We start from the raw sequence: 15,670 nt of genomic DNA, 5'->3' as shown, positions 1-15,670 counted from the left end.
TAAGAAATGTCTAAGTAAACCAATTATACCACTATGCCCCATTCAAAAAGAACCTCCATAGTTGTTCTGAAAGTCTCTTCAATGGAGCCAGACGTTGAAACAACAACATTTGCTAACTCTTTATTGCGATCGAGATATGATTGCGAAGAAAGTATTGATTTGGCTTGAGATTCACTTATTCCTCTATTCACAAGTCTTTTAACAGCTTCTTCATCTGCGCACTCAAACCAGATAATCTTGTCACAATAGCTAGATAGCCCGATTTCATGAATCAGCGCACCATCAATTAAAAGGAGATCGGAATCGCTTCTCTCAACAATTTCCAGTGCCTTCTTCTTAATAATCGGGTGTACTATCTGATTGAGTCTGTCCAGCAAGCTTCCATCTCGGAATACAATCCTAGAAAGCTTCTTTCTGTCTACTTCGTCACAGGTAAGAATCCTTTTTCCAAATGAGCAAACTATCTCTTGTTTCGCTTCGATCAAAGAACTGTGACCAATTTCGTCAAGGGAGATCCGTTCGATACCAAGTTTTTCAAGACGCTCAGCTATCGTGGATTTGCCACTTCCGGCTTTGCCAGCAAGCCCTATAACGGTCAAAGAAGCTTCTCTCCTGATTCGATAACACTCATCACCACTCTTGACATATCACTGTCTGCACTCTCGAGCTTCTTTCTCTCGTCGGGACTGATAACGATAATATCAGCCTCAATCTCTTCCATCTCTCCGATTTTCTGCAAGAGATTCTCAGGTTCCATTGAAACTATAACAAAAGTGGGTATTGCCTCTCCGGCAGCATAATACGCTTCCTCTACCGAAAAATCGTCGAGAACTTTCATAAGCTCTGATTTCATAACTCGAACCTCCAGGAGGTCTTCTCCTCATATCTATCCCTTACTTCTTCGTATCCCTTTCTTCCCATGAAAGCGTAAGTCAGTTTCTTCCCAAGCTCAACTCCCGGCTGATCATATGGATTCACTCTGAGAAGAAAACCCATAATTGCCGTCTGTATCTCATATGAGACGATAAATTCGCCAACATGTACCTCGTCAATCTGCGGGAATGTGACCGAGATATTTGGGACGCCGTTTGCCGCAAGAGCGATCGCCGTTCCCTTGAGTTCCGCATTAAGCAATTCTCCTACTTCTACTCCATTCAGATAGGACAAAGCCTCGATATCGGAATGAATGAATGGTATTGTAAGCTGATTACCGAAGTCCTCTACCTTGATTAGAGTAACTATCTTATCCCTTGGTCCTTCACTGTAAAGCTGTACTTGAGAATGTTGATCAATTGCCCCCAGAGACTTCACGGGAGTCTGCCCACAGTGGACAATCCTTCCTGAGACATCGAACTTCTTTCCTAGAGATTCGGCCCACAATTGTCTGTACCAATCAGCAAGTGTATAGAGCCTGTTTGAGTACGGCATCATCACCGATATATTGTGTCCCTTCTTCAGGTAGGCGTAGTGAATCAGCGCACTTACGGCAGCGGGATTCGATTTCACATCCTCTCTTAAATACCTCTCTTTTCCGAATCTAGCGCCCTCGTATAAGAGATCGATATCTATTCCTTCTGCAGCGGCCGAAAGCAAACCAACTGGAGTCAAAACACTGAAGCGACCTCCAACATCCTCTGGAATCGTCAAGGTTCTAATTCCCTCACTGTCGGCAATTTGTCTCAAGACTCCGTTTTCCTTGTCCGTCGTGAATATGAAGTGGTCTTTCACAGGAAGATCGAGCTTCTCAAGCAGGCCCCTGACGACCAGATAGTTTGCCATACTCTCCGCAGTTGTTCCAGACTTGGAGATAACATTGAAAACGGTTTTTCCTAAATCCAGTTCTCCGAGAATCGCCGTGATCATATCGGGATCTACATTATCAAGCAAGAATACCCTGGCCTTTCCAGCTCGCTTGTCTCTTTCATAGAGATTCCAGTTGATGGGTTTTAGTGCAAAATGCAAAGCCTGGTTTCCCAACGCAGAGCCTCCAATCCCTATGACAACGAAATTGTCGAACTTCTCAATCCATGATCTCAATGCCTTTACTTCATCAATGATCTCATCATCTTCAAGTATTCTGAGAAAACCAGGAAGGGGGCGGAAGATCTTCTCGAAATTCGCCGATAACGTCTTCCCAATCTCGGTCATCTCATCAAAGGCCAGGCCGCTTTCAAGTGTTTCCCTGAACGCAAACGAGAAGTCATATTTGAGCATTTCAAACCTCCGTCAATAAGTGATTATTGTCTCTACATCGTACCCAGACAGTTTCTTTCTGGGCTCCAGGAATCCTAACTCCGCAAGGCAAAGAATTCCGACGACTTCTCCTCCACTGTCTTCAATGATGCGGGCGATAGCTTCCATAGTCCCCCCCGTGGCAAGAATATCGTCGACGATTAGCACCTTATCTCCATCACTAATCGCATCCACATGCATCTGAAGGGTTTCTCTGCCGTACTCCAATTCGTACTCGATTTCCCTGGTTTTGTAAGGAAGCTTTCCGGGTTTCCTGACTGGAACCAGTGCCTTCGCCATTTCAAAAGCAAGAGGAGCGGCAAAAATAAAACCCCTTGCTTCGGGTGCAACCATTATATTGAAATCGAACTTTCTTGCTTTTTCTGACAACTGCAGAATGCACTCTCTAAAAGCAAGGGGATCCTTTAACAATGGAGTGACATCCTTGAAAACTACGCCTTCCTTTGGAAAGTCTGGAACGTCACGCACAAAGGCTTCTAGATCCATCTAATCTCCTCCTTATAGAGCTCCTTTGACATGGGTTATTTTAACACAGGAATCAGCCCATTTCTCTAGGTGCATGTTATAATGCATGTGTGAAATAAATAACATTCTTTCCTCAAAGGAGGTGCAAGATTTGTCTCTCGTAAATTGCCCGGATTGTCAGAAGCTCTACGATGAACTTGATGAGTATATTGCTTCAGTAAAAGGCAACACGGGCGTTCTCATCAATGTACTTCACAAGGCGCAGGAAGTCTTCGGTTATCTATCTGAAGAATTACAGCAACACGTATCCGAAAAGTTGGATATTCCGTTGAGTCAGGTATATGGAGTTGTAACTTTCTATAATTTCTTCAACATGAAGCCAAAAGGAAAGAACCAGATAAAGGTCTGTCTAGGAACTGCCTGCTATGTTAAGGGCGCAGATAAGATACTTGAGAGGCTCCACGATGAGCTGAAAGTCGAGATGAATGAACCGACCTCCGACGGACTCTTTTCAATTCATGCCGTAAGATGTCTCGGCGCCTGTAGCATGGCTCCGGTAGTTCTGGTCGGTGAAGACGACTATTATGGAAGAGTCACCCCTGATGAAGTATCAAAGATTCTAGACAAATATAGGAGGGCCGAGTGATGGCAAAGATTAAGAGCCTTGAAGAGCTCATGAAAATCAAAGAGAACGCGATGAAGGGTCTTAAGATGCGTGACTCAGGCAAGAGAGGCAAAGTGATAGTTGCTATGGGTACCTGTGGAATTGCAGCAGGCGCAAAGGATACACTTAGGGCCATCGTAGATTCACTCGATGAGAAGGGGGTCGACGATGTTTCTGTCGTGCAGTCCGGTTGCTTCGGCCTTTGCGATGTCGAACCGACTATTGAGGTTCACTTGGAAGGAGCTGAGCCGATAATCTACGGGCATGTTACCCCTGCTCAGGCAAAGAGAATCGTTGAGCAACACATTGTCGGTGGTAAAGTTGTCGGAGATCTCATAGTGAAAAGAGGAGAACTTTAACGAAGAGGTGATTAAGGGTGCCCGTTGTTGAAAACACGGTACTTATTTGTGCCGGAGGGGCTTGCATTTCTGCAGGCGAGAAGAGCGTTAAGAGTGTATTTGAAGAAACCCTGAAGAAGTATTCATTAGATGGTGTAGTTAGGGTTGTGGAGACTGGATGCATGGGTGCTTGTGACCTAGGGCCGATCCTCGTAATCTATCCTGAAGGGGTGTTTTATCAGAAGATTACGGCAGAGAGTGCAGCCCGAATAGTCGAAGAACATATTCTAAAGGGAAGAGTAGTCGAAGAGCTTTTATATAAAGGCGACTCTGGAGAAATGAAGGAAAAGCCTCAGGAAGAGCTTCCTTTCTTCACTGAACAGGTAAAGATCGCAACAAGAAATCTGGGTGTAATTGATCCTCTTTCAATAGATGAGTATATTGCAAGGGACGGTTACTTTGCACTACATAAAGTTCTTTTTGAGATAGGTCCCGATGATGTTGTTGAAATACTGAAGAAGAGTGAATTGAAGGGACGAGGAGGAGCAGGCTTCCCCACTTGGATGAAGTGGGACCTGACTAAGAAGGCAAAGGGAGAAACAAAATACATCATATGTAACGCAGATGAAGGCGATCCTGGTGCATTCATGGACAGAGCCGTTCTTGAAGGTGACCCCCATACAATTGTTGAAGCTATGACCATCGCTGCCAGGGTTGTTGGGGCCCAGAAGGGTTTTGTTTATGTTAGAGCCGAATATCCACTTGCAATTGAAAGGTTGACCCACGCCATGAAGACAGCAAGGGAATACGGATTCTTGGGCGAAAGCATCCTCGGAACTGACTTCTCATTCGATCTAGAAATCAGAATCGGTGCTGGTGCGTTCGTCTGTGGAGAAGAGACGGCTCTTATAAACTCAATAGAAGGCAGAAGAGGTATACCGAGAGTCAAGCCTCCCTTCCCTGCCAGCAAAGGATTGTGGGAAAAACCAACCCTTTTGAACAATGTCGAGACATATGCAAACATCCCCCCGATAATCATAAATGGCGGCGAATGGTTTAGCCAGTATGGTGTTGAGGGATCAAGAGGGACCAAAGTCTTCGCTCTGGCCGGAAATGTGAAGAACACAGGACTGGTGGAAGTACCGATGGGAATTACTTTAAGGAAATTGATCTATGAGATTGGCGGAGGTGTTCCCGGAGGAAAGAAGCTTAAGGCGATCCAGACAGGTGGTCCTAGTGGAGGATGCATTCCATTAGAATTGATAGATACGCCAATAACATATGACAATATGAAGAAACTCGGCACGATTATTGGATCGGGCGGGATGATAGTTATGGACGAGGACAGCTGCATGGTAGATGTTGCTAAGTACTTCCTCGAGTTCACCGTTGAGGAGTCTTGCGGTCAGTGCACACCTTGTCGGGACGGAACGAGAAGGATGCTTGAAATTCTCGAAAAGATAACAGAAGGAGAAGGATCCATGAACGATCTACAGCTGTTAAAAGATCTTGGCGAGAATATCATGGCGACTTCACTTTGTGGGCTTGGCCAAACCGCTCCACAACCTGTGATTTCAACGATGCGGTATTTCTGGGACGAATACGAGGCTCATGTCAATCAAGGAAAATGTCCTGCAAAGAAGTGCAAGACTTTGATGAGGGTTGTAATCGACAAAGAGAAATGTGTAGGTTGTACAGCCTGTGCGAGAGTCTGTCCGGTTGACGCAATAAGCGGTTCGGTACGGAAACCTCACGAAATAGATCCGGAAATCTGTACGCGATGCGGAAGTTGTCTCGCAGTTTGTAGATTCGGTGCAATTAGCAAGGTATCACCATAAAAGGTTTACAAGAACCCCCTTGAGCGGGGGTTCTTTTGCTACTTCGAAGAGGGTTGAAGGGAGGAACTTGTATGTCTGTTGAGAACGTTCATGAGATAGTATCGAGAATCTACGAAGACGTAAGCAGCCAGAGTCTTGAAAGAGGCGATGTGCTTATTAACACTCTTCATGCGATTCAGGATCACTACGGCAATTTTATACCAATAGAGGCAGCCGAAGCACTGAAAGAAGTGACAGGAACACCTCTTTCAAGGATTTATGAAGTACTGACTTTCTACACAATGTTTGCTACTCATAAGAGAGGGAAACATGTAATAAGAGTTTGCAAGAGCCTTCCATGCCATGTTACAGGCGGTCAGGCAGTGATTGACTCTTTAAAATATAGACTGGAAATAGATTTCGGCGAGACTACAGAAGACGGCCTTTTTACCCTTGAGGAAACGAGTTGCCTGGGACTATGCGGAGTCTCCCCTGTAATGATGATAAATGATGAAGCTTATGGCAATCTCACTCCTGAAAGAGTCTCGGAAATCATAGATGAAATAGTGTCAAGAGAAGGGAGCGAGTCATTGTGAACAAACCGATAACCGTCCTCGTATCGATTGATTCGAACAGTTTGCTACTAGGTGCAAGACACTTCAAGAACTACCTAAGCACCCTGACCGAGAACTACAATCTCACTTCTTTGGTAGAGGTGCTTGAAACAGGCTCTTTTGGAGATTATGGAAGAGGGGTTCTCTTCTTGATCCTGCCTGACAATGTTATGTACTCTATCAAGACTGAAGCTGACATAGAAAAGATGGTTACCGAGCACCTTCTGAAGGGTCGAAGAGTCAGAGAATTGATTGTTACAGACTTCGAAGGTAGCGGACATGTGCACGCTGGCAAGGCATCTGAAGAAGAACGTATTGTCCTCAGAAACGCAGGTTCGATCGATCCAAAGAATCTCGAAGAATATATTGCTCGTGATGGCTATCAAGGTCTTGCCAAAGCCCTACGAATGACTCCAGAAGCCGTTATTGAAGAACTAAAGAAGAGCAACCTAAGAGGAAGAGGTGGAGCCGGTTTTCCTACAGGACTTAAGTGGGAATTCACCCAGAAGGTTCATTCAGAGGAGAAATTCGTGATCTGCAATGCAGATGAAGGTGAGCCAGGAACGTTCAAAGACAGACTGATAATGGAAGGCGATCCACATTCCGTAATAGAGGGCATGACAATTGCAGGTTATGCAGTGGGCGCCAGCAAGGGTTACATATACATCAGAGGAGAATATTTCGAATCCGTTGCAAGCCTTAGAGATGCAATCAGTAAAGTCTATGAGTATGGCCTTCTCGGTCAATCAATACTCGGAACTGAATTCTCATTTGATCTATCTGTGAGACTGGGAGCAGGCGCCTATGTCTGTGGAGAAGAGACTGCTTTGATAGAGTCTATCGAAGGTAAATCCGGAAGGCCAAGACTTAAACCGCCTTATCCGCCGGTAAGCGGACTATATGATAAGCCGACAGTTGTTAATAATGTGGAGACATTTGCGTGTGTTCCTCCGATAGTCGACAAAGGAGCAAGCTGGTTCAAATCTATTGGGACCCAGTCATCACCTGGAACAAAGGTCTTCTCTCTGTGTGGTAATTTGGTGAAAAGAGGAATAGTTGAAGTCCCCATGGGCACTACTGTTCGAGATCTTGTTCACAAGTTCGGTGGAGGAATACCGAACGGAAGAGCTTTGAAAATGGTACAGACCGGCGGTGCTGCAGGCACTTTTATCAGATCCGAAGAGATGGATGCAGAACTTGATTTCGACTCGTTCAAAAAGTATGGTGCATCTCTAGGTTCGGGTGTTATTCTTGCAATTGATGAGACCCACTGTGCAGTAGATACAGCAAAGAATCTCATGGAGTTCTTCGCCCATGAATCTTGCGGAAAGTGCTCGCCATGCAGAGAAGGAACTCATGTAATTGTCCATATTCTGAATGAGTTCTCGAAAGGAAGAGGAACCACAGAGATGCTCAGTCAGCTATATGACATATCTGAAACTATGGAAGACTCTTCTTTCTGTGGTCTAGGACAATCGGTACCTGTACCCTTGAGATCTATCCTGGATAGATTCAAGGAGGAATTCCTTGCCCACGTAGATGCTCCGCAGTGTCCTGTTGGTGTCTGCAAGTTCGAAAAACCAAAGAAGAGGTAAATACGTTGAAATCTTTGGCCGGGGCGACCCGGCCTTTTCTCTGTTATAATTGCCGAGAGGTGGACTATGGACAAAGGTAAGAAGACTGATCTAATTGTGCTAATGATTCTGCTTGCCTCGATAATCACTATTGCACTAATACTCACTTCTCTAGGCGAAAAGAACAAGCTTGAGAAAGTTGCAGCTCTGTCTGTCCTCTACAATGCAGGCCTGGGCGCTGATTACAAGACTTTTCTCAATAGCCCCACCTACTTGTATGATGATCGAGTACTTGATGCCTACAGCTACTTCACCGACAAGAACCCTTCAAATGAACTAATGTTAAACAGTTCGATTAGAATGCATAATCTGCCTGAAGAGAGGATTTTCGAATATAACTCCGCCCTTACAAAGCTTACACAGGCCAGAACGAAAAAGGAGTATCCTGATCTAGAAAGAAAAGTTGCTTCGTTGATTGAATCCAGCAAATTGCTTTCCGATAGATCGGATCTCTTTAGAAGACGCCTTTCAGAGGAGATCTACGATTCGCTTGTCGAGTTCGGCGGTACGAAGGTAGAGATTATTATCGGTGGAAGAGTTCGTACTCTAGATCTCTCCAAGCTCGATCCGGCGGTGGTACTGTCTATTATGACAGTTGAGTCATCATTGAATCCATTTGCTTTGATGGAAGAGAGAAGCATCGACGAATCCTTTTCATCATACGTCTATTCGAGAGGACTCATGCAAATCTACGAGATGACTCTCTGGACTCTGAATTCATGGTTAAGGCAATCTCAAATAAACATCAAGCCTGAAGAACTCTGGTCTGTAAGAAACAATATCTTTCTTGGAATGGTATACCTCGCGTATGCCAATGAGCTGCTAGAGGAGAGAAGATGAGAGACTGGAAGAAGGATGCAATTGTATATCAGGTGCTCCCCGATAGATTCAATTTGGGCAATGGAAAGACTGTCTTTCAGAAGAAAGAGGAAGGGTACTATTCGCTCCCCAAACAAAAGGTCAAAAGTTGGGAAGAAAGACCTCTCGCTTCAATTGACGGAAGTCACCAGTATGATTTTTGGGGAGGAGACTTGATCGGCATAGTCGAAAAACTTGATTACATCAAGGAGCTTGGAGCAAACACCGTTTACTTGAATCCGGTATTCTGGGCTCACACAAATCATAAGTACGACACAATTGATTACTTCGCTATCGACCCCGATCTTGGCACTGAAGAAGACTTTGTTGCCCTAATTGAGAGTGCCCACGCAATGGGAATTAGAGTTGTACTTGACGGAGTGTTTAATCATGCTGGCATTGCTGGAAGGTGGTTCAATGGGCTGGAGATCTTCGATGAACCAGGGGCTTTTCAAGGCAACGAAAGACTGATGGAGTACTTCATAAGGGGAGAGAAGGGATTCAGGGGTTGGATGAATTCCGGTAATCTTGTCGAACTGAACCTGGAGAACCCCGATCTTGCGGAAATCATTTTCAAGGGAGAGGAATCAGTGTTGCGTCATTGGCTCAACATGGGAATCGATGGCTGGAGGCTAGACGTTGCATATGATCTGGGTCCTGAAATTCTGAAGGAAATAGTCGAAAGAACAAGATTTGCTAGACCTGATTCGTGCGTGATTGGTGAGATATGGAATTACCCAGGGAGCTGGCCGGAGCGATCGGGTCTTGATGGGCTTATGAACTACTACTTCAGGTTGATAATATGGGAAGCTTTGAACGGTTTTGTTTCAGGGAAAGATGCAGTTAACATTATTAATGATGCAGTTAGAGATGCAGGCCTGGAATTCCTGTCGAAGTCCTGGACTGTCCTTTCTTCACACGATGTACCGAGACTGAAGAACGAGCTTGGATCCATAGACAGAATCAAAGCAGCGTTGATTCTCCAGTATTGCCTTCCGGGCGTCCCTTTGATCTACTATGGGGAAGAGTTAGGTATGGAAGGAGGCAACGATCCGGAGAATAGGGCACCGATGAAGTGGGAGCACACGAGCCAGGAGATTGAGACCTTGAACTTATACAAGACTCTGAACACCATTCGTTCAAGCAAACCATCTCTCCGGTCGGGCGACTTCAAACCCCTAGTCAGCTCTGATCATTCTCTAATCTCATTCAAGAGAACAACTGGAATTGTTGATGATCTTTTAGTCTGCATCGTAAATCCTACAGAAAAGAATGTAAGGTCAAGAGTATTTCTGCAAGAGGGCTTTCTCATGAATGGAACGGAGATGAAGGACACTATTGCAGGAAAGGCCTTTAGTGCATCCTTTGGGACGATAAGTATTGACCTTCACCCATACGAGGCTCTAATACTTGAACCTGTGATCTCTAGATCCAACTCAGATTACTCCCCATATAAGAGAGTATGAGAAGAACAAAAGAAAGATCCTTCGGTCTCGTAATTCTTGCAGCGACAGCTATGATCTGGGGAGGATCATATATATTTACGAAGGTGGCCGTTGAATCACTGCCACCAATGCTACTAGCGTATATAAGATTCTCCATAGCGGTCGGTATACTCTTTCCGTTGTCTACACGGAAAAGAGGTTCGTTTAGGACCGTCGATCACAAGAATGCTGCTTTGGCTGGATTATTCGGAATCACGTTCTATTTCCTGTTTGAAAACTACGGACTGACTTTGACGAACGCTTCTGATGCTTCTCTCATCGTCTCCACCGCACCGATTCTGACAATAATTCTCTACGATGTTGTTACGAAGCGATTCGATTTCTTGGAGTATTTTGGGGGTTTAGTAGCTTTTGCCGGACTCTTTGTAATCATCTTCTCAGGGAGATTCTCCGAAGGCTCTAGTACAGTTGGAAATCTCCTCTCCTTTGGCGCTGCAGTTTCATGGGCTGCCTACACCTTTTTCTACGAGAAGATACACAACAGCTCAATATGGACTACTCTGGAAATAATGCTTTGGGGTCTTCTCTTTTCATCACCTCTCGTGGTAACTGAGGTGTTCATTCTAAACAAGCCCGTTGAGTTTTCTCAAGGTGCAGTAAGAGGGATTCTCTTTCTTAGTGTATTCGCCTCCGCTCTTGGGTACATAATGTGGAACAAAGGCATAAATCTTTGGGGCGGGAAGGCAGCAACTCTCTGGGTCTACACCATTCCTGTGTTCACAATCATTGCAGATATACTCTTTCTAAAGAACTCCCCTTCTCTTATGTTCTTCTCGGGATCAGCACTCATTGGTATTGGAATGCTTGTAGTTATTTCAAGGGAGTCTAGTCATTTGACTTCTACAAACGGAAAAGATTAACCGATTACAGTCTCAACCGATTTAAGCTCTACTGGAATAACTCTTGAGAGACCATCTGTCATCGTAACTCCGTGAAGAACGTTGGCAACTTCCATAACAAGCTTGTTGTGGGTGACAACAAGAAACTGAGTATCGGTAGCATGCTTTCTCAACAGCACCCTGAACCTCTCCGCATTGAAGTCATCAAGAGGAGCATCTACCTCGTCTAAAACGTAGAAGGGGCTGGGCTTTATACTCAATAAGGAGAACACTAGTGCAATACCGACAAGTGCTTTCTCTCCTCCAGAGAGAAGTTGCAGCTTCTGAACTTTCCTTCCAGGCCTCCTTACAGTTATTTCCAAACCGGTCTCAAGAAGATCTTCACCCGGGATGATTTTGATTTCTCCTTCCCCACCGTCAAAAATCTCCTGAATGTAATGGCTGAAGTTACTGTTCACGTTGTTGAACGTCTCCATGAAAATGTTCTTGGCCTTCGCATCAGTTTTATCAATCAGCTCTATCAACTTCACCTTGGCTTCTTCCAGATCTCGCTTCTGCTCATCGAGTTCCTGATACTCTTTGTCCACAACTCCATACTCGTCTATTGCCTCAAGATCAACACTGCCAAGAAACTTCAGCTTGTTTTCGTAATCATCAAGCTCCACTTTTACATCTTTAAGGTTCTCTTCTGACAGGATCTGAATCTCGCTCGCATCTTCTTCAAACTCTTCTCTTACCCTTGAGAGCTTCATTTCACTTTCTTGAATATGCATTTCGATTTGATGAGATTGCTCACGAAGCTTCTCTCTTTCATCCTTCAACCTGTTAATCTCTTCTTCAACCTCCTGAAGGGCTGATAGTCTTTGCTCCTTTCCCTCTCTTTGATATCTAATGCTAGAGAAGAGATTCTCTGTTTCCTTCTTGACCGATGAAAGCTCCCGTTCCTGATCGGCTACTTGCTTTCTTAGGCGTTCTGTCTCCGACTCAAGCTCAGTTACCTCCCTAGACAGGAGCTCAATACTTTCCTGATCGTTCTTCTTCTTCTGAATTAGAGATGCGTGTTCCTTCGTATACTGTTCATGTTTCTCATATAGAGTTGAAAGCCTTAATCTAGTGTCTACTATTGTCTCTTGGAGCTGTTCAAGAGCCTTTTTCTGTTTCTTCAACTCTTCGGATTCGGCCTCGACTTTCCTTTCCAAATCCAATCGTTCTTCTCTCAGAGAAGTCTGCTCTCCAACAAGAATCTCCTTCTTTCTCGAATTCTCCTCCAACCTTCTTGTATACTCATTTTCGAGCTTAGTTAGTTCCGATATCTCCTCTTCAACTTCCTGTGCAGATTTAAGGAGCTCACTAATCATTCTGTTTATCGCGGCCCCTTTGGAGGCAAGTTCGTTCAGCTCTTCCTGCAATGTCTTAAGGTAGCCGCGAACTTCAATAGTTTCATCTTTCAGTCTACCTATCTGCTTACCACCGAGCTGGATCTCTTTCTCGAGTTTCGTTTCTCTCTCTAGAAGCTCTTGAATTCTTCGTTTTCTCGAAAGCAAATCGGTTCTCGTCTCTTCCCCAATGAAGCCACCAGTAATCGAACCGCCAGCACTCAACAATTGACCGTCAACAGAGACTATTCTTCCCGAGAAGCCTGCTTCCTTCCTCATCTCGATTGCATCATCCAAACTTCTGGCGACAACTGAATTCGCAAAGAGATACACCGGGAGCTTCTCGAAGCCAAAGGGAATATCAACCAATCTGGCTGCGTAGTTTATGAATCCAGGATGCGACTCCACTCTGGTGAAGTTCCTGAAGTTCCCTTCAATCATATCCATAGGAAGCAGTGTGACACGGCCGATCTTATATGTCTTGAGAAACTCGATGACTCTCTTTGCGGTTATGGAATCATCAACCACGATATCTTGCATTCTATAACCGAGAAGAATAGTTATCGCAGTTTCGTATGATTCTGGTACCTGGATAAGATTCGCAACCACATCTCTCAGGCCTGCAAAACTATCCTTTCTCGAGAATACCTCTCTCACAGCCTTGGAAAAACCCTGATACTCTTCCTGTTGTCTTTCAAGTAGGGATCTTTCCATTTGAGAACGCCTTAACTCATTTTCATCTTTAGAGAGTTTCTCTCTTGCTTTCTCAAGCTCCGTATCTAGTTCATTCAGGCGTTCTCTTGACGCACCAATATCTCTCTCAACTTTGCGCTGCTTCTCGGTGCTTTCCTTACCTTGTTTGGCGAGTGATTCAGTCTCATCTTTGAGAGTCTCAAACCTCGCGCTCTTAGCTTCAAGCTGACTCTCGATTAACCTTAGCCTCTTGCCCGTATCCTCACGGTTGTTATCGAGTCTCTCAAGCTCATTCTCTATCTTGGAAAGCCTTTTCGAGATTGACTCAAAACTCTCCTGGTGTTTCAGCCATTCTCGTTCACGCGCACTGTAATTCTTCACCAGCGAGTCTCTCTCCTCTTCGGAAGAGGAAAGGGCGGCTTCTTCATCAGAGATCTGCTGCTCAAGACTATCAATAATCAGTTTGATCTCATCCTTTCTCTTATCGAGATCATCGATTTCCGATCTGAAATTATCTATCCTAGTGGAGACTTCAATTAGTCGGTTCTCTTTCTCACTCAATCTTCGAGTGTACATTTCTTTAAGCTCGAGCAAGTCATTCTGACGTTTTTTATATTCTTCAAGAAGTTTCGTAAAACCCTCAATCTCCTTGTCGACCTCAGAAAACTCCGCCCTCAGGGCCGACCAGTTCGATTCACCTTCAATTAGCTTTTTCTGAAGATCCTTCAGTTCATCTCGTGCTTTGTCAAATCTTTCTCTCAGACTAGTAAGCTTCTCTTCTTCCAGTCTTGCGATATTGCCAAAGTAAAGGTTCTTGAGTTCCTTTTGTTTCGCAGAATACTCAACAAACTTTTCTGCCCTCTTCGCTTTCAGATATAGCGACTTCCTTTGCTTGCCAAGCTCAAAGATAATGTCTTCAAGCCTGCTCAGATTCTCTTCGGTTGCCGCCAGTTTCCCGAGTGCTTCCTTTTTCCTCTCCTTGTAAACAGCCGTGCCTGCGGCCTCTTCAATGAGAGCCCTTAACTCGTAAGGTGAGGCTGTCACGACCTTATCAACCTGTCCCTGACCAACAATCGAGTAGATATCCATCCCTACTCCTGTCCCCTGGAACAACTCTCTGATATCTCTCAGCCTAGACTGCTTGTCGTTAACTTTATACATCGACTGCCCGTCCCTGGAAATCTCTCTTGCTATTGAGAAGGTCCCTTCCTCCGACTCGAACACCAGTCTTACTTCAGCAGAGTTTGATGGCGGAAACCTCTCCGAACCGTTGAAGATCACATCCTCTCTACTGTCAGCACGGATGTTCTTCATCGACTGTTCTCCGAACATCCATCTTATTGCATCCACAACGTTCGACTTGCCGCTTCCATTCGGACCGACCACAGCTGTAATTCCCGATGATACATCAAATTTCGTCGGCATGGCAAAGCTCTTGAACCCCTTGATATAAACTGAATCAAGCTTGAGCATAGACTCCCCCCAGAATCCTTTCCCCGATAGACTTCATGTAGAAAGGCAAATCGACATCCTCTCCATTCTCGACAAAGGAGATTGAAATCCCCTCTCTAAATGCTCTTGCGAGAATTCCCTTCTTATGGCCTGTGAACCATTTGCTGTTCGATCTATCAAGGCAAAGAGAGCGACGATTATTCTGCACGCAGAACTCTCTTAAGATCTCAAACATCAGCCTATCTCTGACAAGTTCCCCAAGAGCAGGGTGAAAAGGACCTGCAACTACATTTGCCACCTGTCTTCCGTAAAGACAGATCCCTACTCTACTAACTTTCACTTCAGACAGCAAAAGCAAAAGGTACATCTTCCATAGAATCTCAAGTGACTCTTCAATTCCTTTCGGCGTGAATGCTCCAAGATGATACTCTTCTTCGAGAATCGATCCTTTCAGTACAACGACTGGATGAAGCCTCACACAAGATGCACCGACTCTGATTGCTTCCTTTGTCGAGAACATGTCCTTCGCCTCGCAATCTCCAGATAATCCTGTCATCAAATGGATCCCGTAATCAATTCCATTCTTTCTCAATAATCGAGCGGCTTCGTAAATCTCGTTTGCGCCATGATCTCTGTGACACCCTCTCAGAACATCGTCGTCGAATGACTGAACTCCTAATTCCACAAAGGTTATTGGGTAAGATCTCATACGATTAATCGTCTCTTCAGTAAGCAGTCCCGGCGACGTGGAGAATCTTATACCTCCAATGATTCCTTTCTTGAATAATCTGTCTGCAATTTCAAGGTACATTTGCTGACGGCCTTCACCTGAAAAGGTGCCGCCATAGAAAGCCAGTTCTGCCTTATGGGGATCCCTGAAAAACGAAAGGTATCTCTCGACAGTTTCATGGACCTCGGCTTCATCGGGAAGTCTACTTACTCCCGTAGCCGAATGTTCATTACAGAAAGTACACCGCGTTCTGCAACCCTCATGTGGAACGAAAATCGGAATGATATTCATGCTAATATTATAAACCGATCGAGCGCTATTTAACAAAGATACTTCAACAAATCTTAAACAGCGTGCTTTTCGTGTTACTTTTCAGGTGGTACAATCAAACAATCAGGAGGAATGATTATGGTTCATAATGAGTCTTTATAT

General features: G+C 44.7%; 14 protein-coding genes. 8 read left to right on the top strand and 6 right to left on the bottom strand.

Annotated features, from left to right (window positions below):
* Positions 1–23: 23 nt before the first annotated feature.
* From coaE to RJ60_RS02045, 4 genes are read right to left on the bottom strand one after another with little or no spacing between them, the layout of a single operon-like run.
* The gene (coaE, locus tag RJ60_RS02060) at positions 24–599 is read right to left on the bottom strand and encodes a dephospho-CoA kinase (RefSeq protein ID WP_099830581.1); all 576 of its coding nucleotides are present in this window, start codon (positions 597–599) and stop codon (positions 24–26) included.
* A complete protein-coding gene (locus tag RJ60_RS02055; RefSeq protein ID WP_099830580.1) occupies positions 596–853 on the bottom strand; it encodes a hypothetical protein in 258 nt (85 codons plus the stop codon). Before RJ60_RS02055 ends, coaE begins: the two co-directional genes overlap by 4 nt.
* Positions 850–2,214, bottom strand: coding sequence for a glucose-6-phosphate isomerase (locus RJ60_RS02050; protein WP_099830579.1), 1,365 nt, complete (start codon positions 2,212–2,214; stop codon positions 850–852). The genes RJ60_RS02055 and RJ60_RS02050 overlap by 4 nt, the downstream gene beginning before the upstream one ends.
* 12 nt (positions 2,215–2,226) lie before the next feature.
* The gene (locus tag RJ60_RS02045; protein WP_099830578.1) at positions 2,227–2,739 is read right to left on the bottom strand and encodes an adenine phosphoribosyltransferase; all 513 of its coding nucleotides are present in this window, start codon (positions 2,737–2,739) and stop codon (positions 2,227–2,229) included.
* A gap of 130 nt (positions 2,740–2,869) precedes the next feature.
* Between RJ60_RS02045 and RJ60_RS02040 the strand changes: the two genes are divergently transcribed.
* From RJ60_RS02040 to RJ60_RS02005, 8 genes are all read left to right on the top strand, one after another.
* Entirely contained in the window at positions 2,870–3,364 is a 495-nt protein-coding gene (locus tag RJ60_RS02040) for an NAD(P)H-dependent oxidoreductase subunit E (RefSeq protein ID WP_099830577.1), read from the top strand.
* Positions 3,364–3,741 carry a ferredoxin gene (locus RJ60_RS02035; protein ID WP_099830576.1) on the top strand — a complete coding sequence of 126 codons (378 nt, stop codon included), beginning with the start codon at positions 3,364–3,366 and terminating at the stop codon, positions 3,739–3,741. Before RJ60_RS02040 ends, RJ60_RS02035 begins: the two co-directional genes overlap by 1 nt.
* A 17-nt stretch (positions 3,742–3,758) precedes the next feature.
* Positions 3,759–5,558: an NADH-quinone oxidoreductase subunit NuoF gene (locus RJ60_RS02030; protein ID WP_099830575.1), complete on the top strand. Its 1,800-nt coding sequence runs from the start codon at positions 3,759–3,761 to the stop codon at positions 5,556–5,558.
* A gap of 71 nt (positions 5,559–5,629) precedes the next feature.
* Positions 5,630–6,133 (top strand): NAD(P)H-dependent oxidoreductase subunit E, encoded by a 504-nt coding sequence (locus RJ60_RS02025; RefSeq protein WP_099830574.1) that lies wholly within the window; start codon positions 5,630–5,632, stop codon positions 6,131–6,133.
* Positions 6,130–7,746, top strand: a complete 1,617-nt coding sequence (gene nuoF, locus RJ60_RS02020; RefSeq protein WP_099830573.1) for an NADH-quinone oxidoreductase subunit NuoF — start codon at positions 6,130–6,132, stop codon at positions 7,744–7,746. Before RJ60_RS02025 ends, nuoF begins: the two co-directional genes overlap by 4 nt.
* Positions 7,747–7,812: 66 nt before the next feature.
* Positions 7,813–8,625, top strand: coding sequence for a transglycosylase SLT domain-containing protein (locus tag RJ60_RS02015; RefSeq protein ID WP_099830572.1), 813 nt, complete (start codon positions 7,813–7,815; stop codon positions 8,623–8,625).
* Positions 8,622–10,109 carry a glycoside hydrolase family 13 protein gene (locus RJ60_RS02010; protein WP_099830571.1) on the top strand — a complete coding sequence of 496 codons (1,488 nt, stop codon included), beginning with the start codon at positions 8,622–8,624 and terminating at the stop codon, positions 10,107–10,109. Before RJ60_RS02015 ends, RJ60_RS02010 begins: the two co-directional genes overlap by 4 nt.
* Complete coding sequence (locus tag RJ60_RS02005; protein WP_099830570.1) at positions 10,106–11,008, top strand: DMT family transporter; 903 nt, start codon at positions 10,106–10,108, stop codon at positions 11,006–11,008. The genes RJ60_RS02010 and RJ60_RS02005 overlap by 4 nt, the downstream gene beginning before the upstream one ends.
* Here the strand turns inward: RJ60_RS02005 and smc are convergent.
* Together smc and RJ60_RS01995 are read right to left on the bottom strand one after the other, a co-directional pair.
* Positions 11,005–14,529 (bottom strand): chromosome segregation protein SMC, encoded by a 3,525-nt coding sequence (smc, locus tag RJ60_RS02000; RefSeq protein WP_099830569.1) that lies wholly within the window; start codon positions 14,527–14,529, stop codon positions 11,005–11,007. The genes RJ60_RS02005 and smc overlap by 4 nt on opposite strands.
* Positions 14,516–15,565, bottom strand: coding sequence for an elongator complex protein 3 (locus RJ60_RS01995; RefSeq protein WP_243392403.1), 1,050 nt, complete (start codon positions 15,563–15,565; stop codon positions 14,516–14,518). The genes smc and RJ60_RS01995 overlap by 14 nt, the downstream gene beginning before the upstream one ends.
* Positions 15,566–15,670 lie beyond the last annotated feature (105 nt).

Source organism: Mesotoga sp. B105.6.4 (assembly GCF_002896535.1).
Lineage (GTDB): Bacteria > Thermotogota > Thermotogae > Petrotogales > Kosmotogaceae > Mesotoga.
This window is presented reverse-complemented; position numbering and strand designations above follow the sequence as displayed.

Bases quoted from the DNA above. Each gene is read 5' to 3' on its own strand.
- RJ60_RS02055 (WP_099830580.1), bottom strand. From the start codon at position 853: ATGAAATCAGAGCTTATGAAAGTTCTCGACGATTTTTCGGTAGAGGAA.
- RJ60_RS02050 (WP_099830579.1), bottom strand. From the start codon at position 2,214: ATGCTCAAATATGACTTCTCGTTTGCGTTCAGGGAAACACTTGAAAGC.
- RJ60_RS02045 (WP_099830578.1), bottom strand. From the start codon at position 2,739: ATGGATCTAGAAGCCTTTGTGCGTGACGTTCCAGACTTTCCAAAGGAA.
- RJ60_RS02035 (WP_099830576.1), top strand. From the start codon at position 3,364: ATGGCAAAGATTAAGAGCCTTGAAGAGCTCATGAAAATCAAAGAGAAC.
- RJ60_RS02025 (WP_099830574.1), top strand. From the start codon at position 5,630: ATGTCTGTTGAGAACGTTCATGAGATAGTATCGAGAATCTACGAAGAC.
- RJ60_RS02015 (WP_099830572.1), top strand. From the start codon at position 7,813: ATGGACAAAGGTAAGAAGACTGATCTAATTGTGCTAATGATTCTGCTT.
- RJ60_RS02010 (WP_099830571.1), top strand. From the start codon at position 8,622: ATGAGAGACTGGAAGAAGGATGCAATTGTATATCAGGTGCTCCCCGAT.
- RJ60_RS02005 (WP_099830570.1), top strand. From the start codon at position 10,106: ATGAGAAGAACAAAAGAAAGATCCTTCGGTCTCGTAATTCTTGCAGCG.
- smc (WP_099830569.1), bottom strand. From the start codon at position 14,529: ATGCTCAAGCTTGATTCAGTTTATATCAAGGGGTTCAAGAGCTTTGCC.